Genomic DNA, 23,234 nt, shown 5'->3' with positions numbered 1-23,234 from the left:
CCATTGTGCGCCCGCGCCGACGGCAGGGACCAACGGCCAGCGGCAGGGACCCGAGAGGGAACGGGGATTCCGGAGGAGGAACGGGGGTTGACGGGGGCCCGGGTTGAAAATATCTTTCAGATGTGACCATTGACATGAAGGAAAGTTTCAGCAGCGAGTCCCCACCCGCCCCCGCGGCCCTCGCCGCCAAGGTCCGGACGCTCGCGCCCTCCATGACCCGCTCCATGCAGCTGGTCGCAGAAGCCGTCGCGGGCGACCCTGCCGGATGCTCCGCGCTCACCGTCACCGGTCTCGCCGAGCTGACCGGCACCAGCGAGGCCACCGTCGTCCGCACCGCGCGCCTCCTGGGCTACCCGGGCTACCGGGACCTGCGCCTCGCGCTGGCCGGGCTCGCCGCACACCAGGAGTCCGGGCGGTCGCCCGCCGTGACCGCCGACATCGCGGTGGACGACCCGATCGCCGACGTGGTCGCCAAGCTCGCCCACGACGAGCAGCAGACCCTCGCGGACACCGCCGCCGGACTCGACACCGTGCAGCTGGGGGCCGCGGTGGCCGCCGCCTCGACCGCCCGCCGCATCGACATCTACGGCGTGGGGGCCTCCTCGCTCGTCGGTCAGGACCTGGCCCAGAAGCTGCTCCGGATCGGCCTGATAGCCCACGCCCACACGGACCCGCACCTCGCGGTGACCAACGCCGTCCAGCTGCGCAGCGGTGACGTGGCCATCGCGATCACCCACTCCGGCTCGACCGGCGACGTCATCGAGCCGCTGCGGGTCGCGTTCGAACGCGGGGCCACGACGGTCGCGATCACCGGGCGGCCCGACGGGCCCGTGTCGCAGTACGCGGACCATGTGCTGACCACGTCCACCGCCCGCGAGAGCGAGCTGCGCCCCGCCGCCATGTCGAGCCGCACGAGCCAGCTGCTCGTCGTGGACTGCCTGTTCATAGGCGTCGCGCAGCGGACGTACGAGACCGCGGCGCCCGCGCTCTCCGCGTCGTACGAGGCCCTCGCCCACCGCCACACCCCCCGGACCCGCTGACCCTCCTGGCCCCCCTGCGCCCCTGGCCCCGGGAGCGGGCCGTGCACCGCCCGTACGCGTACGAGACCGAGAAAGCAGAGCAGCCCTCCATGACCTCCACCACCGACGCGAACGCCGAGACCTCCAGCGCCTCCAGCGCCTCCAGCGCCTCCAGCGCCTCCAGCAGCTCCGGCGGCTACGGCGAGCTCCGCGCCCAGCTGGCGACCCTCACCACCGAGGCGTTCCGCCCCGAGCTGGCCGAGATCGACCGGCTGCCCACCGAGGAGATCGCCCGCATCATGAACGGCGAGGACGCCACCGTCCCCGCCGCCGTCGCCGAGCGGCTGCCGCACATCGCCGCGGCGATCGACGCCACCGCCGAGCGGATGGCCCGCGGCGGCCGGCTGATCTACGCGGGCGCGGGCACCGCGGGCCGCCTCGGGGTGCTGGACGCCAGCGAGTGCCCGCCCACGTTCAACACCGACCCGTCCGAGGTCATCGGTCTGATCGCGGGCGGCCCCTCCGCCATGGTCACCGCCGTCGAGGGCGCGGAGGACAGCAAGGAGCTGGCCGCCGCCGACCTGGACGCGCTGAAGCTGAGCGCCGACGACACGGTGGTGGGCATCTCCGCCTCCGGCCGCACGCCGTACGCGATCGGCGCGGTCGAGCACGCCCGCGCGCAGGGCGCCCTGACCATCGGGCTGTCCTGCAACGCGGACTCCGCGCTCGGCGCCGCCGCCGAACACCCCCTGGAGGTCGTCACCGGCCCCGAGCTGCTCACCGGCTCGACCCGGCTGAAGGCGGGCACGGCACAGAAGCTCGTCCTCAACATGATCTCGACGATCACGATGATCCGGCTCGGCAAGACGTACGGGAATCTCATGGTCGACGTCCGCGCGTCCAACGAGAAGCTGCGGGCCCGCTCCCGGCACATCGTCTCCCTGGCCACCGGCGCCTCCGACGCCGAGATCGAGGCCGCGCTCGCCGCCACCGACGGCGAGGTGAAGCACGCGATCCTCGCCGTCCTCGGCGGGGTCGACGGCCCCACCGCCGCCCGTCTCCTGACCGAGTCCGACGGCCACCTCCGCGCCGCCCTCACGGCTGCACGCACCACCTGACCCACCCCCCTCCTGGGCGCCACAGGCACCACACCCCCCGCACAGCAAGGCTCCGAGCACCATGGCCACTGAAGACAAGAACCGCGCCACCGCCGCCGCGATCCTTCCGCTCGTCGGCGGCGCCGCGAACGTCAGCTCCATCGCCCACTGCATGACCCGGCTGCGCCTCGGTCTGCACGACCGGTCCCTCGTCGACGACGAGGCGCTGAAGGCCCTGCCCGCCGTGATGGGCGTCGTCGAGGACGACACGTACCAGATCGTGCTGGGTCCGGGCACGGTCGCCCGGGTCACGCCGGAGTTCGAGCGGCTGGTGGAGGAGGCCCGCGAGGCAGCACCGGAACCGGCCCCGGCTCCCGCCGCCGTGTCGGCCGAGGAACTGGCGGCGCAGGGCGCGGCGATCAAGGCGCGGCGGAAGGCGAGGAACGCGACCCCGTTCAAGCTGTTCCTGCGCCGCATCGCCGACATCTTCGTGCCGCTGATCCCGGCCCTCATCGGCTGCGGGATCATCGCGGGCCTGGGCGGCCTGCTGGTCAACCTGGAGTGGCTGCCCTCCGTGACGCCCGCGCTGGCGGCGATGGCGTCCGGCTTCATGGCGCTGATCGCGGTGTTCGTGGGCTACAACACGTCCAAGGAGTTCGGCGGTACGCCGGTCCTGGGCGGTGCGGTCGCGGCGATCATCGTCTTCCCGGGCGTCGGAGACGTCGAAGCGTTCGGCCGGACGCTCTCGCCGGGACAGGGCGGTGTGCTCGGCGCACTCGGCGCGGCGGTGCTCGCGGTGTACGTGGAGAAGTGGTGCCGCCGGTGGGTGCCGGAGGCGCTGGACGTCCTGGTCACGCCGACCCTGACGGTGCTGATCTCCGGCCTGGTGACCATCTTCGGCCTGATGTTCGTGGCGGGCGAGGTGTCCTCCGCGATCGGCACGTTCGCCAACTGGCTGCTCGCCAACGGCGGCGCGGGCGCGGGCTTCGTGCTCGGCGGCCTGTTCCTGCCCCTGGTCATGCTGGGCCTGCACCAGGCGCTGATCCCGATCCACACCACGCTGATCGAGCAGCAGGGCTACACGGTCCTGCTGCCGATCCTGGCCATGGCGGGCGCGGGCCAGGTGGGCGCGGCGATGGCGGTCTACTTCCGCCTCCCCCGTAACGAGTCGATCCGCCGCACCATCAGGTCCGCGCTCCCGGCGGGCCTGCTGGGCGTCGGCGAGCCCCTGATCTACGGCGTCTCGCTGCCACTGGGCCGCCCGTTCGTCACGGCGTGCGTGGGCGGCGCGTTCGGCGGCGGCTTCGTCGGCCTGTTCAACCAGCTCGGCGACACGGTCGGCTCGACGGCCATCGGCCCGTCCGGCTGGGCCCTGTTCCCGCTCCTGGACGGCAACCACGGCCTGGGCTCGACGCTCGCGATCTACGCGGGCGGCGTGCTCGTCGGGTATGTCGCCGGGTTCGTCGCCACGTACTTCTTCGGCTTCGGCAAGGACCTGCTGACCGAGTTCAACGTCTCCCAGGAGCCGGTCCCGTCCACGGTCGCCGCCACGGGCGGCACGCACCCGGCACCGGAGGCGGGAGCGACGGGCGGGCCCGGAGGTTCCGGCGGCCCGGACCCCGGCACCGACCCGGCCAGGGCCCCGGCGGGAGTCTGACCTCCCGAGCCCTGACCGGCCCCGTGCTCAACGCGGCAGGGTCGGGGCAGACCAGGGCTCGGCGGGGGCGACGGTCCTCGCCGGGCCCTTGATCAGCAGCCCGCCGAGCAGGGCGGCGACGGCCAGGACCCCGGCCGACCCGTAGACGACTTCGGAGCCGTCGCCGGACAGCCGGACCATCGTCCCACCGAGCAGCGCGAAGGCGAGTTCACCGCCCATGTGCTGGTTCACCATGACCAGACCGCCCCGGCCGCCGGAGTCGTGCGCGGCGATGCCGTCGGTGATGGCCGAGTAGAGCACCGTACCGGCCATGCCCAGGCCGACGCTGACGCAGATCATGCTGGGGACGGCGCTGGTGACGGAGTCATCAGCCAGCCCGATGAGCGCCACCCCGACCGCCGCGAGCAGCAGCCCCGGCACCAGCAGGGCGCGGGGCCCGATGCGGGGCAGCAGCCGGGCGGATACGGCCAGGGAACCGAGGAGAAACGCGCCCGCCATCACCAGCAAGGCGGGAAGGGACGCCAACAGGCCGAGCGAGGGCAAGAACGTCCCCAGGAATGGCGTCACGGGCACCAGGGCGAGACCGGTCAGGAACAAGGTGAGCGAGGCGCCGATACGGTCGCGGCTCCTGGCCGCGTACGCCGGCAGGATCGAGCTGATCCCCGCCCTCGACTGCTGCCAGGCGAAAGCGGCCAGCAGGGCGACGCCGAGGACGAGGGCGGGGACCATCAGCGGCTCGCCCCAGCCACCCCAGCCGCCCACGATCTGAGCCAGGCCGAAGACGACGGCCGCGACCCCGAGGGTGCTCAGCAGCGCGCCGGGTCCGTCGAAGCGGGCCGGGGAGCGGCCGCCCAGGTCCCGGACCAGGGCGGCAGTGCCGGTGAGGGCGATGAGCGCGAGCCCGGCGGCAACGTACAGACTGATGCGCCAGGACATCGACTCGGTGATCGGCAGGGCGATGAACAGGGCCAGGGCGACACCGCCGAGGCCCGCCATGGAGTAGACCCCGAAGGCCCTCCTGCGTTCGCCCGGCTCGGTGAACTGGGCGGCGACCAGACCGAACGAGGCCGGAGTGATCAGGGCCGCGAAGGCACCCCGCAGGACGAGGCTCACCACCAGTGCCTCGGGCCCGGCGGCCGTGGCGCCGACCACAGCGGTCACCGCGAACCCGGTCAGGCCGATGAGCAGCGTCGTCCTGCGGCCGATGAGATCCGCGACGTGCCCGCCGACGAACAGCAGCGAACAGAAGGCCAGGACATAGCCGGTATGGATCTGGTTCAGGTCGTAGGTGGCGAAAGCCAGGTCCTTGACGGCCCAGTACAGCAGCACGGGCGTGCTCGCCGCGTCGACCAGCACCACCAGTTGCGCGAAGGTGGCCATCGTCAGGCCCCACCAGCGCCGGGGGTTCGGTGCCACACCGTCGCCCGCCGGAGCGACCGTCGGCGTGTACGGGTTCGGAGCGGCGTACGGGTTCGGGGCGTGCGGGGGCGGTGGTGTGGCGGGCGGCAGGGGGTACGAGGTCGGCTCGGGACGGGCGTCCGGGTGAGCGGCCCCCGCGCGGGGGTCGGGCCGAACGCCCCGCACCTCCGGGGCGAAGTCCAGCAGCTCCGCCGCCTTGCGCCCGAGCTGGGCCAGCACCGAACCGGGCAGCCACTCCCCGGGCCCGTCCGTCGCCGTACGCTCGATCACCTGGGCCGTGCTGGGCCGCTGGGCCGGGTCCTTGTGCAGGCAGGCGCGTACGAGATCCAGCAGGGAGTCCGGTACGCCGGTCAGGTCGGGCTCTTCCTCGGCGATCCGGAACAGGTGCGCGTTGAGCCCGGTGTCCGTGGCGCCGAAGAGGAGACGCCCGGTGGCGGCGTAGACGAGGACCGCGCCGAGGCAGAACAGGTCGCTGGCCGGGGTGAGTTCGTGGCCCCGCACCTGTTCCGGCGACATGAAGCCGGGGGAGCCGATCAGCATTCCGGTGCGGGTCAGGAGGCTGTCGCCGCCGACGCTGTCCAGCGCCCGCGCGATGCCGAAGTCGATGACGCGAGGCCCGTCGACCGTCACCAGAACGTTCGACGGCTTGAGGTCGCGGTGGATGAGGCCCGCTCCGTGTACGGCCTGGAGGGCGAGGGCGAGGCGGTTGGCCAGGGTGCGGACGGAGCGCTCGGGGAGCGGGCCGAAGTCCTTGCCGACCACGGTGGTCAGGTCCGGGCCCGGGATGTACTGCGTCGCCACCCAGGGCGTCGCGGCGTCGGTGTCGGCGTCGAGCACGGCGGCCGTCCAGTCGCCGCCCACCCGCCGGGCGGCGGCGACCTCGCGGGCGAAGCGCCTGCGGAATTCGGGGTGCTGGGCGTGCTCGGCCTGCACGACCTTCACCGCGACCGTGCGGCCGAGGTCGGACCGGCCGAGGTAGACCAGGCCCATTCCGCCCTCGCCCAGCCGGGCGATCAGGCGGTAGGGGCCGATGTGGGCGGGGTCCTGCCCCGTCAGCTGTTCCACGGTGGCGGGGTCAGTCCTTCAGGTTGGGGCTGAGATGGCGGCACAGCTTCATGAAGAGGTCGAGGTTGGGAATCCGGAACACGTCCGCGTACCGCGGCACCGTCGACCTCCTCTGGTGGCCGTTGAACATCAAGCTGCCGCCCTGCAAGCCGAGTTCGACGATCTCCGGCCAGGCCGCCGAGTACTTGTCGTCCGAGACACCGTCCCGGTTGACCGTGTAGGGGCCGAAGTTGACCGACTCACCCTGCTGGATGCGCGCGACCGTCCCGCCCAACTGGGCCTGGGTGACACGCCCCTGGATGTGGTCGCCCCACAGGTGCGGGTAGAGGAACCCGGCGCCGTACTCCCACGAGGTGACACCGAGAACCGTCTTGTCGGACTTGAAGAGCGGAGGCCTGCCGAACCCTATGGTCAGGGCGCTCCCCGCCGGATCGATCAGAGTGGAACAGGCCTCCGAGGCAGCGCCGTTGACGGTGGTGCGGTACTGGAGGACGCGCACGGTGCCCCAGTCGTACGCGGCCGTGAAGCCGGTCGGCGCCGTCACGACCGTGCCGCCCGTGAAGAAGTAGAGCCTCCAGTCCCGCCACTTCTTCCACCCGAAGCCCTGCTTCGTCGCGAAGGTGTCGACCCAGTCGCCCAGGCCGTGTTGGGCGGCGACTGCGGTGGCGGACGCGGACGGTCGCTCGGTACGGATGTGCTCGATCTGGTCCTTGGCCATGCGACGGTCCCCCCGACGGACTGCGGAGGTTCTAAGGTAGAACAACTATCCAAGGCGCCGGTAGGGATTGACGAGATGAAGGCGGCCGGCTCCAGAGTCCGTCCGGCCGCGGGACTACGCCCCCGGTCCCGGCCCGCCTCCGGCCCGATCCGTCCCACCCTCCCTCGCCCGCGGCTGGCGCGCCGCGGGGCACGGCGTCCTTCTCGGATCGCGGCACCCGAAGGAGCGAACCGCCCTCGGCCCCGGGTCGCGGGCGGGGTGGGCTCCCATCAAGGTGGTGACCCGGCCGGAGGCCCTGGTGGGTCTCTGACACCCCCCAGGCCTACCCGGCGGATCATGCCCGGGCTGCCAGTCGTTCAGAAGGGCTTGAAGCCGGTGGCCAGCCATTCCTCCCGGACCGTAGCCGGCGTGGCGTTGATCTTTTCGAGGGCTTCCCGGCAGACCTTGCTGAGCACTTCGTCGGACACGCCGTTGGTCTTCAGCGCGTCGATCAGCGCGTCCCAGGTGACCGGATCGAGCTCACACATTCCCTCGCTGCTGAGTGCGTCCATGGATCCTCCGGTGGTGTCGTGATCGCTCGTGCTGTTCAGTGAGGTCGATCATCGCAAACCTGTGGATTCGTCGCTTCCCGGCTGCGGTGGATGCGGCTCCAGCCGGCCCCACGAGACGGCGGAGCCGGGCAGGCCGGGAAAGCCGGGGCCGCGGGGGAGCCGGGGCCGGGGGGGGAGCCGGGGCCGGGGGGGCAGCCCTCAGGCCGCCAGTGCCACAGGGGAACTCACCTGCTCCAACAGCATCGGCGCCACCTTCAGGACCGCGTCGAGCAGGGCCTGCGCCCCCAGGACCAGCTGCTCATCGGGCGTGTGCTCCTTGTTGGAGTGGGAGAAGCCGCCGGTGGAGGGCACGAACATCATCGCGGTGGGAAGGCGCGTGGAGATCACTGACGCGTCATGTCCCGCGTAGGAGAGCAGCTGATCCGTGCGGCCCTTCTCCAGGCAGGTCTCATGGACGGCGTTCAGGACGCGCTTGTCGAAGTGCGCGGCGGGCTTGGCGGAGACACGGACCAGCTCGGCAGCGCAGTTCTCCTCCGCCGCGATACGGGAAAGCGTCTCGTCCAGGTCGGTTTCGATGCGGTCCAGGGCCGTTTCCGAGGAGGCCCGGACCTCCAGTTCGGCACTGGCGGCGCCCGGCACGACGTTGGCCGCTCCGGGGCCGAAGCTGATGACACCGGCGTTGCCGATCCCCTTCGGATCGACGGCCAGGATGATGTCCTTCAGTTCGGCGACCATGCGGGCGGCCACCCGCCCCGCGTCCTGGCGGTCCACCCACATCGTGGTGCCCGCGTGGTTCTCCTGCCCGGACACGGACACCTCGTAGCGGCGTACGCCCACGATGCCGGTGACGGGTGCCAGGTTCAGCCCGGCCTTCTCCATACGGCAGCCCTGTTCGATGTGGATCTCCAGATAGCCCACGAGGTCCGCGACGTGATCGGAGCCCGCGAGGGCGGTGGAGCCCACCAGCCCGCCGGCGGACTCCGGGCGTACGCCTTCCTCGTCGAACCAGGCCACGCTCTCCACATGATCGGCCAGCGGGTGCCCCTCCTCGTGCAGGGTGCGCAGCACCTCCATGGCGGCGATGACTCCGTAGGCCCCGTCCAGGTGGCCGCCGGCGGGCACCGTGTCGGCGTGCGATCCGAGGAGCAGCCAGGGTCCGGAGGTGTTCCTGCGGCGGGAGAAGACGTTGCCCGTCTCGTCGTAGTAGGTGTGCAGGCCCTCCACGCGCATGGTCTTGTCCAGCCAGTCCCGCCCGGCCCAGTCGGCCTTCGTACCGGCGATGCGCCACAGGGCGCCGTCCTGCCCGGCCCCGATCTGGGACAGGTGGGTGAGGTCGGAGAGCAGACGGTCGGCGTTGATGTGAAGCGACATGAGTTCTTCCTTACGTATCGGGTCGGGCGGTTTCAGCGCTTGGCGCCGACGGCGACGCCGGTGATGATCGCGCCCATGCAGAGAACCTGGATGAGCGTGATGTGCTCGCCGATCGCGAGGTACGCGACACAGGCGACGAACACGGGCTGGAGGTAGTAGACGATCCCGGCGCGGGTGGCGCCGATGAGGGAGACGGCCTTGTTCCAGGTGTAGAAGGCGATCGCGGACGAGGCGATGCCGATGTAGAGCAGCGGTCCGACGGTGGCGCCGCTGGGCGTGAAGGCCCCCTGGACAGCGACGGACACGGCGTACACGGGGGCGAGCATCACGGTGCCCGCGGCGAAGGTGGCCAGCAGGAAGCTGGGGCCGGAGATCGTGGACGGCTTGCGCTTGAGGAGCGCGGAGTAGGCGGCGAACGTCGCCATCGCGGCGAGCATCCACAGGTCTCCGGCCCGGAAGTCCATCGAGAGCAGGGCGGTGATGCTCCCCTTGGAGATCAGGGTGACCACGCCGACGAACGCGATGACCATGCCAGTGGCGCGGACGGCGGTCATCCGCTCCCCGTCGAGGAAGGCGAACGCCGCGATCACCGCGGGTGAGGCGGCCGCGATCAGAGCCAGGTTCGTGGCGGACGTCGACTGCCCGGCGATGTAGATCAGGGTGTTGAACAGGGTCACTCCCAGCAGGGCCGCGACCACGATCAGACCGGCGTGCCGGCGCACCGCGGGCCAGTCGCGCAGGAGCCCTCGCGTGGCGAAGGGGGCGACGGCGACGAGGGCGATCACCCACCGCCAGAAGGAGGTCTGGACGGGGGGTATGACATCGCCCAGATGACGGGCGACGACGAAGTTCCCGGACCAGATGGCGGTCGCGCCGAGCGCCAGGAGGGGGCCGAGCCACAGCCCGAGGCGCGAGACGGGGGAGGTGGCGGGTGCGGGCGGCGCGGTGGTCACGGACGGCGTGGCGGCCATGGAAGAGGTGGTCGGGGTCAACGGAGGTCCTCAGCTGCATCGTCATGCGGTAGTGGTGGTCGGGGTGGGAGCGGCCTCTATCCCCATCCGGCGGAGTCCTGCGAACCCTGGCTGCGAATCTCCGATCCGGGCTCGGCGAGCTGGTCCAGTGCGATTCCGGCGGCCAGGGACGCGACGAGAGCGAGAGCAACGGCAGTGGCGGTGAGCAGTCGACGGGCGGCAGACATGGTGCTCCTTCAGACGGGACGGGCCAGTTGAGTGGAAGGCTCGGGCGGGAACTCGGGGGACTCGGGGGACTCCGAAACTCCGGGAACTCGGTGAACACGGGGAACACGGGGAACTCGGGAAGCGTCGGAAACCTCGGAAAGTCTGGAAACCTCGGAAGCTCCGGGGCGTCCCGCTCGGCGTGGAATCAACACTGCTCGCCCGGCAGCCCGAAAGGAAGAAGATCAATGTGGCAGGGGGTGGCCTGGCAGCCTCCTGCCTCATGGCTGCCCCGGCACCGGCACCACGTGCCAGCCGGTCAGCGCCGGTGAGTCCACCAGCGCCCGGCGGGTGATCCCGCGCGCCAACGCCACGGCCTTCTCCCGCGTCGACCCTTTGACGAAGAACGTCAGATGGCCGATGCCTCCGACCTCGGGGGAATCGGCGTGCAGATGCTCGACTCCGCGCTCGAAAGAGGCGACGAACCACAGGATGTCCAGCACATCGGCAGGCAGGGCAGCACTTTGCGGACCCCTGAGGGCCACGGTCACCATAAGCATGCGCTGATCTTGAAATGCGAGACGGACATTGCCCAGGGTTTCGCCCAGGCAGGAGGTTTGCGGGCAGCAAGCTGCCCGGCCGCGGCTATCGTCACCATCGGCGCGATAAGGAACCGAACTGGGGGAACTCCATGTCGCAGCTGCACGCGCTCGGAATCGACCAGACCGCCGAAGCGGTCTACCGGCTCATGCTGGAAGAGCCGGAGTACGGCGTCGCCGAACTCTCCGCGGCCCTGGCCCTGCCCGACAGCGACATCCGCGCCGCGCTCGACCAGCTCGCCGAACTGAGCCTGCTGCACACCTCACCGCACGCGGAGGACACGCTCCGCCCGGTCCCCCCGTCGGTCGGCATCCAGCTGCTTCTGTCCATGCGCGAGGGAGAACTGCGGCGCTCCCAGCAGGAGTTCGCGGACGCCCAGGTCGCCGCCCTGACCCTGCTGCGCCAGCACGCCGAAGCCGAGGCGAGCCGCCACCACGTCGAAGTCCTCACCGGCGTCGAGGAGATCCGCATCCGCCTGGAACAACTGGCCCGCGAGGCCACGGCACCCCTGATGTCGTTCATGCCCGGCGGCGCGCAGACCCGGGCCACCCTCGACGCCTCCCGCCCCCTGGACGCCGCCCTGCTGGAGCGCGGCATCCCCATGCGCACCCTCTACCAGGCCTCCGTGCGCAACGACCCCACGACCCTGGGCTACGCCCGGTGGCTCACCTCCCAAGGAGCACACGTACGGACCGCCGCGGTACTGCCCCTGCGCATGGTCCTGTTCACCGGGCGCGCCGCCCTGCTGCCCGTCGACCCCGAGGACACCACCCGCGGCGCCCTCCAGCTCCAGGGGCCCGGCATCCTCACCGCCCTCGCCGCGCTCTTCGAAGCCATCTGGGACCAGGCGGACGACTTCGGCACCGCCACCGACCGCGAACACGACGACAACGGGCTGACCGGCCAGGAAAGGCAGTTGCTGCGCCTGCTCGCCCAGGGCCACACCGACACCGTCGTCGCACGGAGACTCGGCCTGGGGGTGCGCACCACCCGCCGCATGATGGCCGACCTCATGACCCGCCTGGGCGCCCACTCCCGCTTCGAGGCGGGCGCCGAAGCGGTACGCCGCGGCTGGCTCGGCTGAGGCGGGCCGCCCCGCCCGGGGCGGCCGATGAGCCTACGGTGCGGCGGGCCCCGGGAACTCGCCCGTCGGGAGCGAGACGTCGAACGGCGGCGGCACGACCAGGGGCTTACCGAACGGCACCGCGTCCATGTGCTTGTACGTACCGTCCCCACTCGGCTCCGTGAACAGCGTGGCCACCGGGCCCCGGGTGTCGAACCGGTCGATCAGCAGGTACATCGGAACACCCGCACGGGCATACGCGCGGTACTTCTTGGTGCGGTCCTCCCGCGCGTTGCCCTTCGACGTGATCTCGACGACGAGCAACGCCTCCGAGGCGTCCATCGGATCACTGGTCTCGGGATCGGCAGCGGCGATCAGCTCCCCTGGCATCACCACCAGGTCGGGGACGTACAGCTTGCCGAGCGGGGCTACGTGGATGCCGAGGGTCTGGTAGATCTCCAGGTCCTCGGGCAACGTCGCGTAGAGCCTGCGCTGCACTTTGGCGGCAATGCCATGGTGGTGCGCGTGCGGCGGTGGTACCAAGACGATCTGCCCCTCGTCGATCTCGGCGCGCCACCCTTCGGGCACGTCCAGTTCACGCCATGTCTGCAGCAGGTAGTCCCACGCGTGCCCATCCGATGCCTGACCGTCCTCGACGAACGCTGCGGTCATCGCGGGTCCCTTCTTCCGTGGCCTTGCCGAGAAGGCTAGATCGGGGCTTTCGCGGCTGTACGCCGCTTCTCACCAGCGTCCCACGTACGGGTGGCCCGGGCACGCAGCCCTCGACGGAGGCGGTGGATCAGAGCCTCCTGATACGCCCCCTGCACTGCTGGACATGGCATGCCGCATCGGTGAGCTGGTCATCGACGCCGCCGCCCCCGAGGAGATCGCCACGTTCTGGAGCGGGGTCCTCAGTTACGTTGAACTCGGCCGGGAAGACGACGGCAGCATCGAGACCGGACCGCCCGGCACCGGCTTCGGCGGCCCGCAGCCCACCCGCGTCCTCAGCCCCACCAGCGACCCCCGCCCCGCAAAGCCGCGCCTGCACAACGACGTCAACGCCACCGACCGCGACCAGGACGCCGAACTGGAGCGCCTCCTCGCCCTCGGCGCCAGCCCTGCCGACGTCGGCCAGACCGGCACGGAGAGCTGGCGCGTCCTGGCCGAACCGGAGGGCATCGAATTCTGCCTCCTGCGCACCCGCCTCCGGCCTGTCCGAATCCACCGGGCCCCATCGCGTGTAGAGAATGCATAGGCGGGAACCTGAATTTATGGAGGTTGATAATCATGGTTCCCCTGCTACTCGTTCTCCTGCTCGCCCTGGTTCTCTTCGGCGCCGGATTCGCGGTCAAGGCTCTCTGGTGGATAGCCGTGATCGTCCTGGTGCTGTGGCTCATAGGGTTCTTCGTCCGCCCCGCCGCCAACGGTGGCCGACGGGGCCGGTGGTACCGCTGGTAGAACTGGTAGAAGCAGCCGCCCCGGTCCGGAATGAACCCCCTGTGCAGCCATGTACAGGCCGCCGCCCGCCGGGCACACGGAGTTCGGCGGAGATACCAAAAGCATGGCTAATCCGCCGCATCAACGAGCTGAATCGACCTTCACGAAAGGAGCCACAAATGAGCGACTCTCTGTGGGGCTATCAGCCGTCGAGCGGTCACGTCGAAGGCGCCGACCTGACCGGATATTCCGTCGAGGCGACCGATGGCGGCATCGGAAAAGTGGACAAGCACTCCGACGAGGTCGGCTCGTCCCATCTCCTCGTCGACGCCGGACTCTGGATCTTCGGCAAGAGCGTCCTGCTGCCCGCCGGCACCGTCACGCGCATCGACCACGACGCCGGGAGGGTCTACGTCGGCCTCACCAAGGAACAGGTCAAGGACTCCCCGGAGTTCGACCGCCACCGGCAGACCGAGGACCCGGCGTACCACGAGCAACTGGCCGCGTACTACATGGCGTTCCGCATCATGTGACGCACCCCTGCTGCGGGGCCCGGCGCCGAGGAGGGCCGGGCCCCCGCCGCGTACCCGGCCACCGCCCACCGCCCACCGGCCCCGAGCCTCAGCGTGGCAGCTGCCCCTCCCGGTTGATCTCGGTCACCCGGGCCCGCAGCACCACCCCCGGTGGCGCGGGCCGCACCACCTCCGGCGGGCAGTCCCACTCGGGCCCGCCGCCCGGCGGCCTCAGCTGTACGTACGGCCCGACCCGGCCCATCACCCTGCCGACCCGCCCGTCCCGCTCGTCCACCGCGAACGACCCCGGCTCGGGCGTACACGACTCAAGTCCCTCACCCGTCATGACCGCTCTCCTTCTCCGCCAGCACCTCGCACAGCCGCAACGCGGTGTCGATGTTGCAGCGGCCCAGGTCCACCAGCGGCGCCGGCTCGTTGCCCGCGCACGAGACGGGATCGATCCGCAGCGACGGCAGCTTCAGACCGAACTCCGCGAGCCCTTCCCTCAGCTGCGCCACCGCGTCCTCCGCCGTCCGCACTCTGTCCGCCGCCGCCCTGCGCCGCTCCATAGCTTCCATGGTGCACACCTTCCACTCTGAGTAATGGGAATGCATACCCAGCGTGTCCAACGCGCCGCTAGCCTGGAAGAGGCGCAGTTCCAACAACCGCACGAGTGCCATCGGGAGTTGTCTTGCCTGGTCCGAAAGAACTCGACCCCTCTTCGTCACCGAGGGCTCTGCTGGGGGCAGAGTTACGGCACCGGAGAGAGGCGGCCGGTCTCTCCCAGACCGATCTGGGGGCCCCGCTCTTCGTCAGCGGCTCGTTCATCGGCCAGCTGGAGTCCGGCGTCCGCCGCATGCAGATGGACCAGGCCGTGAAGCTGGACGAGAACCTCGACACGGGCGGCTTCTTCGCCCGTAACTGCGCGGCCTTGAAGAAGTCGAAATACCCGGACCACTTCGCGGAGGCAGCGGAGGCGGAGGCCCGGGCGGAGGTCATCAAGGAGTACGCGCCTCAGCTGGTTCCGGGGCTGCTCCAGACGGAGGCGTATGCGCGGGCGGTGTTCCGCGCCTATCGGCCGACCGCCGAGGAATGCGTCATCGACGAGCGAGTGGCCGCACGACTCGACCGCGCACAGCTCCTCGCTGATCCAACAAAGCCCCTGTTGTGGGCTGTGCTCGACGAGGCAGTCCTGCGCCGGAAGGTCGGCGGGCCCGCCGTCATGGCGGGGGCCCTGCACCACATCGCTCAGCTCATCAGGCAGCATCGAATCATCGTGCAGGTGCTGCCCCTTGCCGCCGGAGCACATGCAGCCATGGGCGGCGGGCTGAAGCTCATGAGCTTCGCCGACGCTCCCCCCTTCGCCTACCTGGACGGGCTCGGTTCGGGCCAACTGCTGGATGATCCGCTCACCGTGAGGAATTACGAACTGACCTACGATCTACTCGTAGCCAGCGCGGCCTCACGCGAGGCTTCGCTGGACTTGATCGAGTCGGCGGCAAAGGAATACGACGATGAAGCTCAGCAGCTCTGACTACGACCTGTCGACAGCGCCCTGGCGCAAGTCGTCGTACAGCGATGCCAGCGGAGGTAACTGCGTAGAGGTCGCCACTTGGCGCAAGTCCTCCTACAGCGACGGCAGCGGCGGCAACTGCCTCGAAGTCCTCGACGGCGTCCCCGACCTCGTCCCCGTCCGCGACTCCAAGGTCACCGACGGCCCCGCCCTCCTCTTCCGTACCGCCGCCTGGGGCTCCTTCATCGCGGAGCTCAAGCAGGGCTGAAGCGGGGCCCAAGCGGACGCGGGGCCTCCTCTGGGAGCGCTCTCAGCCCTGTGGGTGCCCGGCGCTAGGCTGTAGGCGAGACGGCGGCCACGTGTCGCCGCCGCCCCGTCGACGAGGAGCGACCGCCTTGCCCGAGCAGTCTCCCGGGTCCCGGCCCACCCTGGAAGCCGTCGCGGCGCGTGCGGGGGTTTCCCGGGCCACCGCCTCACGGGTCGTCAACGGGGGCGAGGGCGTCCGCAAGCCCCTGGTGGACAAGGTGCGCCGGGCGGTCGAGGAGCTCGGGTACATCCCGAACCACGCCGCGCGGACCCTCGTCACGCGGCGGACCGGGGCCGTGGCGGTCGTCATCGCGGAGCCCGAGACACGGTTCTTCTCGGACCCCTTCTTCTCGCAGCAGATCAGGGGCATCAGCAAGGAGCTCACCGCCCACGACACCCAGCTCGTCCTGCTGCTGGTGGAGGGGCCCGGGGACTTCGACCGGATCGCCCGGTATCTGTCCGGCGGGCACGTGGACGGGGCGCTCGCGTTCTCGCTGCACACCGACGACCCGGTGCCCGCGATCACCCGGCGGGCCGGCATCCCGGCGGTGTACGGCGGGCGGCCCAGCTGGACCGCCGACCCGGGCGACCAGGCCGTCCCGTATGTCGACGCGGACAACCGGGGCGGGGCGCGGCTGGCCGTGCGGTATCTGAAGGACCTCGGGCGGGAGCGCATCGCGCACATCGGCGGGCCCGCCGACCAGACCTCGGCGATGGACCGGCTGGACGGCTATCGGGACGTGCTGCTGGACGTGGACCCGACGCTCGTCGCCGAGGGGGCGTTCACCGTGGAGAGCGGGGCGCGGGCGATGGCCGAGCTGCTGGAGAGGCGGCCCGACCTGGACGCGGTGTTCGCCGCCAACGACCTGATGGCCTCGGGCGCACTGAGGGTCCTGCGCGAGCGCGGGATCTCCGTGCCGGAGCAGGTGGCTCTGGTGGGGTTCGACGACATGGAATCGGTTGCCGAGCAGACCGATCCGCCGCTGACCACCGTCAGCCAGGAGATCGAGGCGCAGGGTCGGCTGATGGCCCGGTTGCTGCTGCGCGCGCTGGACCGGGGCCGTGCGGGCAGTGGCGAGGTCCCGGAGTCGGTGATCACACCGACCACGCTCGTGCGGCGGGCCTCCGCCTGAGGAGCCGGAGACCCGCCGCACCTGTTCCGTTCCGTACGGACCGAAGGGCCCTACGGGCTGCCCGTACCGCTTACTCGTATTACTCGTATTACTCGTACGGAATCCTCAGCACCGCCGCCTCCGTCCCCGTCTGCACCTGGGACGTGTCGTTGCCGAGCGCGTTCCAGATCTCCAGGCGGACCGTGCCGCCCCTGAGGTCGCCCAGGCTGCCCGTGACGGCCTGGGTGCCGACCGCCTGGGTGTACTCCTCCCAGCCTGCGACCGGGTCGGTCGCGAAGTAGCGGAAGGTCTCCACCCGGTCGAACGTGCCGTCGCCGGTCAGGTCGTAGCCGACCCGGACCTGCGGGGCGAGCCCGACCGTCGTGCCCGCGTCGACCCGGAGGCGGAAGGACGTGGCGGCCCCGGCGGCGAGCTTGCCGTCGACGTTCTTGATCTCGTAGACCGTGGGGCGGTACGGCGTGCCGTCCCGGTTGACGCCGTCCGCCGAGGCCAGGGGGTCCGCGCCCGCCGGGTCGGTGGTGGCGGTGGTGAGGATGCCGCCGGTCTTGAGGCGGAAGGTGTTGCCGGTGGACGGGCCGGGCTCCCCCGGGTCCGGGTCTCCGCCGCCGGGGCCCGTGCTCGTGGCCGTGGAGCGGGCCGGTACGGACAGGGTCCTGCCATCGGAGAAGGTCACCGTACGGGCGGTGGAGCTGTGGTTGTGCGCGGTGTAGGTGCGGGTGCCGTCCTTCGAGAAGACGGCGGAGGTGGGCAGGTCGCCGCTCACCGTCATGTCGGGCGCGCCGACCGTGTCCAGGGTGTTGATCCAGTGGTAGGTGTGCGCCTTGGACTCACCCTGCTCCGGCACGTAATTCCCGTTCGCGGCGTCCCACTTGGCCTTCGCCGCCGCCGGATCGGACAGTGCCTCGAACTCCCAGAGCAGGTCACGCCACTCCTGGGCCGGGCCGCCGTTGTTCCGTTCCATCTCGGCGATGTTCCGCTTGATCGCCGCCTTCTCGCGGGCCAGGTGCAGTGAACCGCCGGTGACCGGGAGGACGTTGATGCCGTGGATCTCCTCCGGGTTCGCGGTCCACCAGGTGGCGTACGCGCCGCCGCTGCCCCAGACCATGCCGACGGTGTCGTGGCCGAAGGAGGCGGGGAAGACCTCCTGCGAGGCGTCGAACCAGTACTGGGTGATCGCTTCCGACTCCGTCGTCAGCAGATAGCTGCCGAGGTCGCGCAGGGCGGTGTCGCCGGTCGCCGCGCCCCAGAGGACGAGTCCCGCGCTGAGGTTGACGGACTCCGACGAGGACTCCTGGTTGTTGCCCGCCGCGAAGCCCTGGTGGCCGGAGGCCCAGCTGTGGCCCGCGTACACGTCGAAGCCGCGCAGGAAGGGGTAGGCGGAGTCGTTGCGGCTGGGGTTGGCGGTGTCACGGATCAGGTGCTTGATCATCGTGCCCCAGGCCGAGTCGGCGGCCCAGCCCTGGTCGTACTGCGCGATGATCGCCGCCGCGTAGACGTAGTAGCTGTAGTGGAAGTGGTGGTCGTTGAGCTCGGTGTCGCTGCCGTACGAGGCCGGGTAGCCGGTGAGGGTCTTCCAGTCCTTGTCGTAGCTGAACTCACTGGCCCCGCCCGCCGTGAACCACTCCTGGAGCCGGCCCTTCATCAGGCCGAGGAGCTTGTCGCGGATGGCGGTCTCGCCGATCTGGTCGGCGACGGGCACCAGCTGGGCGAGACGGCCGAGCGCCTTGCCGGTCCAGTAGGTGTCCGTGGCCCCCGAGAACGGGTCGGACGCGTTCGCGACCTCGTTGAGGTACCCGGTCAGCCGCGCCTTGTCGACACCACTGGTCGCGGGCAGCGCGGGCACCACGCCGCTGGTGCGCTGGCTGGTGGTGAAGGAGGCGGACTCGCGCACCTTCATCGTGCCGCGCGGCGACACGTACGTGTACGGGGTCAGCGCGTCGGTGGTGTGCAGCCACTGGTGGCGGTAGAGGGCCTGGAGCGTGCCGCGCTCGGTGCCCTCCTCGGCCTCGGTGGTGAGCGTGTAGGTCGCCCGCACGTCGCCGCCGGTGGACTGCCACGCCACCCGGGAGCCGGTGACGAAACTGAACGCGTACTTCCGGTAGGTGGCGAGCGCGTCGGTGGAGGGCAGGACCGCGAGCGAGAAGTAGTCCTTCCCGCCGAGGCCCGCGGTGATCGTGGAACCGGAGATGTTCCAGTCGCTGCCGGTCGGGGCGAAGAGTGCGTAGTGGTGACCGGCGACCGTGATGCCGAGGACGTTGCCCTGGTCGGAGAAGACCGTGGGCGCGGAGGCGGTCGTGACGCGGGCGTCGCCGCCGGAGCCCTTGGCGTACACGAAGGGCATGCCGTGCCCGATGGTGGCCCGGAAGGTGCGGGAGCCGTCCGCCCAGTAGGGCGTCACCGTCCAGTCGGACCAGTCGTCGGCCTTGGTGTCGGGCGAGTTCAGGCCGCTCAGGCCGACGGTGAGGTCGGCTTTGTGGGCGTACTCGTACTGCCTGCCGTCGCCGACGATCGCGGGAGTGGTCGGGTAGCCGACCTCCAGTCCGCCGGAGGTCGCCTGATAGGTGAGCGGGTGGCCGTACATGGGGGTGGAGTACGGGTTGTCGCCGTAGCGCTGGAAGGCGAGCGAGGACCACCAGTCGTTGGTCGGGACCGGCTTGTCCTTCGCGGCCGCGGTGACCTTGGGGGTGACGGGCGTCCCGGTGTTGGTCGTCGGGCCCGAGGTGCCGGCGGGGCGGGAGTCGGTGTAGCTGCCGGAACCGGCGGGGATGGTGGCGGCCGCCGCGGGGGAGGCGGCGGGGCCCAGGCCCACGGCGGCCACGGCGACGGCGAGGAGTGCCGCCGCAGCGGGTCTGGTGGTGATTCTGGGAGCGCCTCTGGAGGCGAGTCCGGAGAGGGAGGTTCGCACGAGCAGCACCTCGATCATGGGGGGGGGCGAAGAGCGCATTCGAGAGCGCTCTCAAGTGCCAAGGAACGTAAAACTCCTGAAACGTGAGTGTCAAGAGAACGCACACGCCTGGCAGTTGGGCGTCGATGGGACGGGACGCCAAGCCGTTATGCGTTCGAGTCTTGACGGGGCGAGGGCGGTGGGGGACGCTCCAGATCAGGTTTTGAGAGCGCTCTCAACGCGCTCGGTTCATCCCGAAGCCAAGGGAGGCTTCCCATGCCCATCGCCCGAGCCGCCAAGAGAGCCACTGCCCGCCTCGGCGCGGTCGTCCTCGCCGGGGCGCTCCTCGCCGCCTGCGGGGCCGGCGACTCGCCGGACTCCGCCGACGGCGCGGGCGGAAAGGTCACGCTCACCGTCGACCTCTTCGGATCGTTCGGCTTCAAGGAGGCCGGGCTGTACGAGGAGTACGAGAAGCTCAACCCGGGCGTGAAGATCAAGCAGAGCGACACCCAGGACGAGGCGGACTACTGGAAGTCGCTCCAGACCCGCCTCGCGGGCGGCGGCGGTCTCGCGGACGTGCAGGGCGTCGAGGTGGGCCGGATCGCCTCCGTCACCCAGCAGCAGTCCGACAAGTTCCAGGACCTGAAGGAGTTCGGGGCCGACCGGCTCAAGGGCGAGTTCGCCGAGGCCAAGTGGTCGGCGGCGACCACGAAGGACGGCAAGATCCTCGGCCTCGGCACGGACGTCGGCCCCGAGGCGATGTGCTACCGCACCGACCTCTTCGAGCAGGCCGGGCTGCCCACGGACCGCGAGGAGCTCGCGAAGAAGTGGGCCACCTGGGACGGCTACCTGGAGCTGGGCAAGGAGTACAAGAAGAAGGCCCCCGCCAAGAGCGCCTGGCTGGACAGTGTCGGCTCGCTCTACGGAATCATGATCGGCCAGGAGGAGGAGCGGTACTACGACGCTTCCGGCGAGCTGATCTACGACAGGAACCCGGCGGTCAAGGAGGCCTGGGACACCTCGGTGGAGGCGGCCGAGGTGGGCCTGAGCGCCAAGCTCGACCAGTGGTCCCCGCAGTGGAACCAAGCGTTCTCCGCCGGTTCGTTCGCCACGATCCCCTGCCCTGCCTGGATGCTCGGTTACGTCAAGGGCCAGGCCGGTGACGGCGGCAAGGGCAAGTGGGACATCGCCGAGCTGCCCGGCGGCGCGGGCAACTGGGGCGGCTCGTACCTGTCGATCCCGCGTGCGGCCAAGCACAAGAAGGAGGCGTACGCGCTCATCGAGTGGCTGACCGCCCCCGAGCAGCAGGCGAAGGTCTTCCAGAAGCAGGGCAACTTCCCGTCCTCGACGGGCGCCATCGAGACGATCGCGGACGCCGAGGACGAGTACTTCTCGGGCGCGCCCATCGGCCGGATCTTCGGTGACGCGGCGAAGGAGTCCCCGGTGCAGGTGCTGGGTGTGCACGACCAGAACGTGATGCAGCAGATCACGAACGCGCTGAGCGAGGTCGAGCGCAAGGGGGTCTCGTCGGACAAGGCGTGGCAGACGGCGAGGAAGGGTGTGGACAACGTGATCGGCTGACGCCGGGACGCGCTGCCCTCCTCTTCCTTCCTCCCCGGGGCCGGTCCACCCGGTGCGCACTACGGTGGCCCGGCCCCACCCCCGTACCTCTCTCCCTTTCCGTAGCTCATCGCCCCCCACCCCCCTTTCCCTCCCCTCCCGACCCCGAAGGGCCGCACCGTGTCCCTCACCGCCACCGCGAAGGCCGGGCCCCGCAGCCCGGCCGGGACCGGGCCCGGTCCCGACGACGGACGGGCCGCCACGCTCCGGCGTACCTGGCGCAAGGCATCCCCGTACGCCTACATCGCCCCCTTCTTCACCCTGTTTCTCGCCTTCGGGCTCTTCCCCCTCCTCTACACCGCGTTCGTCTCCCTCTACCGGGTCGAGCTCCAGACGAGCGGCGAGATGGAGTGGCGGGGGATCGCCAACTACACGGCGCTGTTCACCGACGAGTACTTCTGGATCTCGCTGCGCAACACGTTCACCATCGGCGTGCTGTCGACGGTCCCGCAGCTGGCGATGGCGCTGGGCCTGGCCCACCTGCTCAACTACAAACTCCGCGGCCGGACGTTCATCAGGACCGCGATCCTGCTCCCGTACGCGACCTCCGTCGCCGCCGCCACGCTCGTCTTCGCGCAGCTCTTCGGCCGGGACTTCGGGCTGATCAACTACGCGCTGGGGCTGGTCGGTTTCGACCCGGTGGACTGGCAGACGGGCACCGTCGCCTCGCAGATCGCGGTGTCCAGCATCGTGGTCTGGCGGTGGACGGGGTACAACGCGCTGATCTACCTGGCGGGCATGCAGTCGATCCCGCACGAGCTGTACGAGGCGGCGGAGATGGACGGGGCCTCGCGCTGGCGCCAGTTCATCCACGTAACGCTTCCCGGCCTCCGCCCCACGATCATCTTCACCGTGATCATCTCGACGATCGGGGCCACTCAGCTCTTCGGTGAGCCGCTGCTGTTCGAGGGGTCGATCTCGGGCGGGATCTCGCACCAGTACCAGACGCTCGGCCTGTACATGTACGAACAGGGCTGGGGCTTCTTCCACTTGGGCCGGGCCGCGGCCATCGCCTGGGTGATGTTCGTCCTGATCGTGGTGCTCGTCGGGGCCAACGCCCTGATCGCGCGCCGCCGCGCACGCAAGGAGGCCGGCCGATGACCGCGCTCGCCGCACCGCCGACCGCCCCGGAAGCGGGCCGCCCGCCGCAGGACCCGCCGCCCGGTGAGCGGGGACGTGGGCGGGGACGCAAGGGGGGCGCGGGCCGCACCATGAAGGGCGGCTGGCTCTCCTACCTCATCCTCGGCTTCGCCCTCCTGATCTCGGCGTTCCCCTTCTACTGGACGATCGTCACGGCCAGCCGCTCCAACGCCGACATGGCGAAGGTGCCGCCGAGCCTGCTGCCCGGCCCGAACCTGATCAAGAACTTCGAGCAGGTCCTCGAAGAGGCGGACATCGGCAAGGCGCTGCTGAACTCGCTGATCGTGTCGAGTTCGATCACCATCGGCACGGTGCTGTGCTGCACACTGGCCGGATTCGCCTTCGCCAAGCTGAAGTTCAAGGGCCGGGGCGCGCTGCTGACGCTGACGATCGGGACGATGATGATCCCGCCGCAGCTGGGGGTCATCCCCCTCTTCATGCTGATCGCGAAGCTGGAGTGGGTGAACCAGCTCCAGGCGGTGATCCTGCCGGGCCTGGTCTCGGCGTTCGGGGTCTTCTTCATGCGCCAGTACCTGGTGCAGTCGCTGCCGGACGAGCTGATCGAGGCAGCACGGGTGGACGGGGCCTCGACGGCCCGGATCTTCTGGTCGATCGTGATCCCGATCGCGCGGCCGGGGATGGCGGTGCTCGGGATGCTCACGTTCATGACGGCGTGGAACGACTTCTTCTGGCCGATCATCGCGCTGTCCTCACAGGAGCCGACGGTGCAGGTCGCGCTGCGGCAGCTCGGCGGCGGTTACGTCAACGACCAGTCGGTGGTCATGGCGGGCACGCTGCTGGGCACGCTGCCGGTCCTGCTGGTGTTCGGGCTGCTGGGCCGACAGATCGTGGGCGGGATCATGCAGGGCGCGGTGAAGGGGTAACGGGACCCGGCACCGCACGGTGCTCGGTCATGGACTGACCGGACGCCCGGCTCCCCTCTCCTCCTCCCCT

Annotated in this window: 24 protein-coding genes; 13 read left to right on the top strand and 11 right to left on the bottom strand. The window is 70.5% G+C overall.

Going from position 1 to position 23,234, the window contains the following annotated elements:
* The first annotated feature begins 122 nt into the window (after positions 1 to 122).
* The 3 genes from ACZ5WC_RS26815 to ACZ5WC_RS26805 all read left to right on the top strand — a co-directional run bounded on the left by ACZ5WC_RS26815 (position 123) and on the right by ACZ5WC_RS26805 (position 3,773).
* On the top strand, positions 123 to 1,040 hold the full coding sequence (locus tag ACZ5WC_RS26815) for a MurR/RpiR family transcriptional regulator (RefSeq protein ID WP_468543188.1): 918 nt from the start codon (positions 123 to 125) through the stop codon (positions 1,038 to 1,040).
* A gap of 89 nt (positions 1,041 to 1,129) precedes the next feature.
* Positions 1,130 to 2,137: an N-acetylmuramic acid 6-phosphate etherase gene (murQ, locus tag ACZ5WC_RS26810; protein ID WP_468543205.1), complete on the top strand. Its 1,008-nt coding sequence runs from the start codon at positions 1,130 to 1,132 to the stop codon at positions 2,135 to 2,137.
* A gap of 61 nt (positions 2,138 to 2,198) precedes the next feature.
* Positions 2,199 to 3,773 (top strand): PTS transporter subunit EIIC, encoded by a 1,575-nt coding sequence (locus tag ACZ5WC_RS26805; RefSeq protein WP_468543187.1) that lies wholly within the window; start codon positions 2,199 to 2,201, stop codon positions 3,771 to 3,773.
* 27 nt (positions 3,774 to 3,800) lie between these two features.
* Here the strand turns inward: ACZ5WC_RS26805 and ACZ5WC_RS26800 are convergent, their stop codons facing one another.
* The 7 genes from ACZ5WC_RS26800 to ACZ5WC_RS26770 form a co-directional block, all read right to left on the bottom strand.
* Complete coding sequence (locus ACZ5WC_RS26800; protein ID WP_468543186.1) at positions 3,801 to 6,257, bottom strand: bifunctional serine/threonine protein kinase/MFS transporter; 2,457 nt, start codon at positions 6,255 to 6,257, stop codon at positions 3,801 to 3,803.
* Positions 6,258 to 6,267: 10 nt separating this feature from the next.
* A complete protein-coding gene (locus ACZ5WC_RS26795) occupies positions 6,268 to 6,975 on the bottom strand; it encodes a DUF6585 family protein (protein ID WP_468543185.1) in 708 nt (235 codons plus the stop codon).
* Between the two features lie 356 nt (positions 6,976 to 7,331).
* Positions 7,332 to 7,526, bottom strand: coding sequence for a hypothetical protein (locus ACZ5WC_RS26790; RefSeq protein WP_468543184.1), 195 nt, complete (start codon positions 7,524 to 7,526; stop codon positions 7,332 to 7,334).
* A 198-nt stretch (positions 7,527 to 7,724) separates the two neighbouring features.
* Positions 7,725 to 8,897, bottom strand: a complete 1,173-nt coding sequence (locus ACZ5WC_RS26785; protein ID WP_468543183.1) for a M20/M25/M40 family metallo-hydrolase — start codon at positions 8,895 to 8,897, stop codon at positions 7,725 to 7,727.
* 32 nt (positions 8,898 to 8,929) lie between these two features.
* Positions 8,930 to 9,868 (bottom strand): DMT family transporter, encoded by a 939-nt coding sequence (locus ACZ5WC_RS26780; RefSeq protein ID WP_468543182.1) that lies wholly within the window; start codon positions 9,866 to 9,868, stop codon positions 8,930 to 8,932.
* Between the two features lie 77 nt (positions 9,869 to 9,945).
* Positions 9,946 to 10,095 (bottom strand): hypothetical protein, encoded by a 150-nt coding sequence (locus ACZ5WC_RS26775; RefSeq protein ID WP_468543181.1) that lies wholly within the window; start codon positions 10,093 to 10,095, stop codon positions 9,946 to 9,948.
* A 258-nt stretch (positions 10,096 to 10,353) separates the two neighbouring features.
* Positions 10,354 to 10,632, bottom strand: a complete 279-nt coding sequence (locus tag ACZ5WC_RS26770; protein ID WP_468543180.1) for a hypothetical protein — start codon at positions 10,630 to 10,632, stop codon at positions 10,354 to 10,356.
* A gap of 131 nt (positions 10,633 to 10,763) precedes the next feature.
* Between ACZ5WC_RS26770 and ACZ5WC_RS26765 the strand changes: the two genes are divergently transcribed.
* Entirely contained in the window at positions 10,764 to 11,756 is a 993-nt protein-coding gene (locus ACZ5WC_RS26765) for a LuxR C-terminal-related transcriptional regulator (protein WP_468543179.1), read from the top strand.
* 33 nt (positions 11,757 to 11,789) lie between these two features.
* Here the strand turns inward: ACZ5WC_RS26765 and ACZ5WC_RS26760 are convergent, their stop codons facing one another.
* A complete protein-coding gene (locus ACZ5WC_RS26760) occupies positions 11,790 to 12,407 on the bottom strand; it encodes a Uma2 family endonuclease (RefSeq protein ID WP_468543178.1) in 618 nt (205 codons plus the stop codon).
* Between the two features lie 163 nt (positions 12,408 to 12,570).
* Here ACZ5WC_RS26760 and ACZ5WC_RS26755 point away from each other — a divergent pair, with 163 nt between their 5' ends.
* The 3 genes from ACZ5WC_RS26755 (at position 12,571) to ACZ5WC_RS26745 (ending at position 13,705) form a co-directional block, all read left to right on the top strand.
* Positions 12,571 to 12,990: a VOC family protein gene (locus ACZ5WC_RS26755; RefSeq protein WP_468543177.1), complete on the top strand. Its 420-nt coding sequence runs from the start codon at positions 12,571 to 12,573 to the stop codon at positions 12,988 to 12,990.
* Positions 12,991 to 13,022: 32 nt separating this feature from the next.
* Positions 13,023 to 13,193, top strand: coding sequence for a DUF5670 family protein (locus ACZ5WC_RS26750; protein ID WP_468543176.1), 171 nt, complete (start codon positions 13,023 to 13,025; stop codon positions 13,191 to 13,193).
* Between the two features lie 158 nt (positions 13,194 to 13,351).
* The gene (locus ACZ5WC_RS26745) at positions 13,352 to 13,705 is read left to right on the top strand and encodes a PRC-barrel domain containing protein (protein ID WP_468543175.1); all 354 of its coding nucleotides are present in this window, start codon (positions 13,352 to 13,354) and stop codon (positions 13,703 to 13,705) included.
* 88 nt (positions 13,706 to 13,793) lie between these two features.
* Here the strand turns inward: ACZ5WC_RS26745 and ACZ5WC_RS26740 are convergent, their stop codons facing one another.
* Positions 13,794 to 14,030, bottom strand: coding sequence for a hypothetical protein (locus tag ACZ5WC_RS26740; protein ID WP_096632451.1), 237 nt, complete (start codon positions 14,028 to 14,030; stop codon positions 13,794 to 13,796).
* Complete coding sequence (locus tag ACZ5WC_RS26735; protein ID WP_468543174.1) at positions 14,020 to 14,262, bottom strand: hypothetical protein; 243 nt, start codon at positions 14,260 to 14,262, stop codon at positions 14,020 to 14,022. Before ACZ5WC_RS26735 ends, ACZ5WC_RS26740 begins: the two co-directional genes overlap by 11 nt.
* A 113-nt stretch (positions 14,263 to 14,375) precedes the next feature.
* Between ACZ5WC_RS26735 and ACZ5WC_RS26730 the strand changes: the two genes are divergently transcribed.
* The 3 genes from ACZ5WC_RS26730 (at position 14,376) to ACZ5WC_RS26720 (ending at position 16,636) form a co-directional block, all read left to right on the top strand.
* Positions 14,376 to 15,218 carry a helix-turn-helix domain-containing protein gene (locus tag ACZ5WC_RS26730; protein ID WP_468543173.1) on the top strand — a complete coding sequence of 281 codons (843 nt, stop codon included), beginning with the start codon at positions 14,376 to 14,378 and terminating at the stop codon, positions 15,216 to 15,218.
* Positions 15,199 to 15,465, top strand: coding sequence for a DUF397 domain-containing protein (locus tag ACZ5WC_RS26725; RefSeq protein ID WP_468543172.1), 267 nt, complete (start codon positions 15,199 to 15,201; stop codon positions 15,463 to 15,465). Before ACZ5WC_RS26730 ends, ACZ5WC_RS26725 begins: the two co-directional genes overlap by 20 nt.
* Before the next feature lie 127 nt (positions 15,466 to 15,592).
* A complete protein-coding gene (locus ACZ5WC_RS26720) occupies positions 15,593 to 16,636 on the top strand; it encodes a LacI family DNA-binding transcriptional regulator (RefSeq protein WP_468543171.1) in 1,044 nt (347 codons plus the stop codon).
* Between the two features lie 88 nt (positions 16,637 to 16,724).
* Here the strand turns inward: ACZ5WC_RS26720 and ACZ5WC_RS26715 are convergent, their stop codons facing one another.
* Entirely contained in the window at positions 16,725 to 19,559 is a 2,835-nt protein-coding gene (locus tag ACZ5WC_RS26715) for a glycosyl hydrolase (protein ID WP_468543170.1), read from the bottom strand.
* Between the two features lie 237 nt (positions 19,560 to 19,796).
* On the opposite strand from ACZ5WC_RS26715, the gene ACZ5WC_RS26710 reads away from it, so the two are divergent.
* The 3 genes from ACZ5WC_RS26710 (at position 19,797) to ACZ5WC_RS26700 (ending at position 23,164) form a co-directional block, all read left to right on the top strand.
* Positions 19,797 to 21,101: an ABC transporter substrate-binding protein gene (locus tag ACZ5WC_RS26710; protein ID WP_468543169.1), complete on the top strand. Its 1,305-nt coding sequence runs from the start codon at positions 19,797 to 19,799 to the stop codon at positions 21,099 to 21,101.
* Between the two features lie 159 nt (positions 21,102 to 21,260).
* Positions 21,261 to 22,241 (top strand): carbohydrate ABC transporter permease, encoded by a 981-nt coding sequence (locus tag ACZ5WC_RS26705; RefSeq protein WP_468543168.1) that lies wholly within the window; start codon positions 21,261 to 21,263, stop codon positions 22,239 to 22,241.
* Complete coding sequence (locus ACZ5WC_RS26700; protein ID WP_468543167.1) at positions 22,238 to 23,164, top strand: carbohydrate ABC transporter permease; 927 nt, start codon at positions 22,238 to 22,240, stop codon at positions 23,162 to 23,164. The genes ACZ5WC_RS26705 and ACZ5WC_RS26700 overlap by 4 nt, the downstream gene beginning before the upstream one ends.
* Positions 23,165 to 23,234 lie beyond the last annotated feature (70 nt).

The organism is Streptomyces sp. NPDC033165, assembly GCF_055577965.1.
This window is presented reverse-complemented; position numbering and strand designations above follow the sequence as displayed.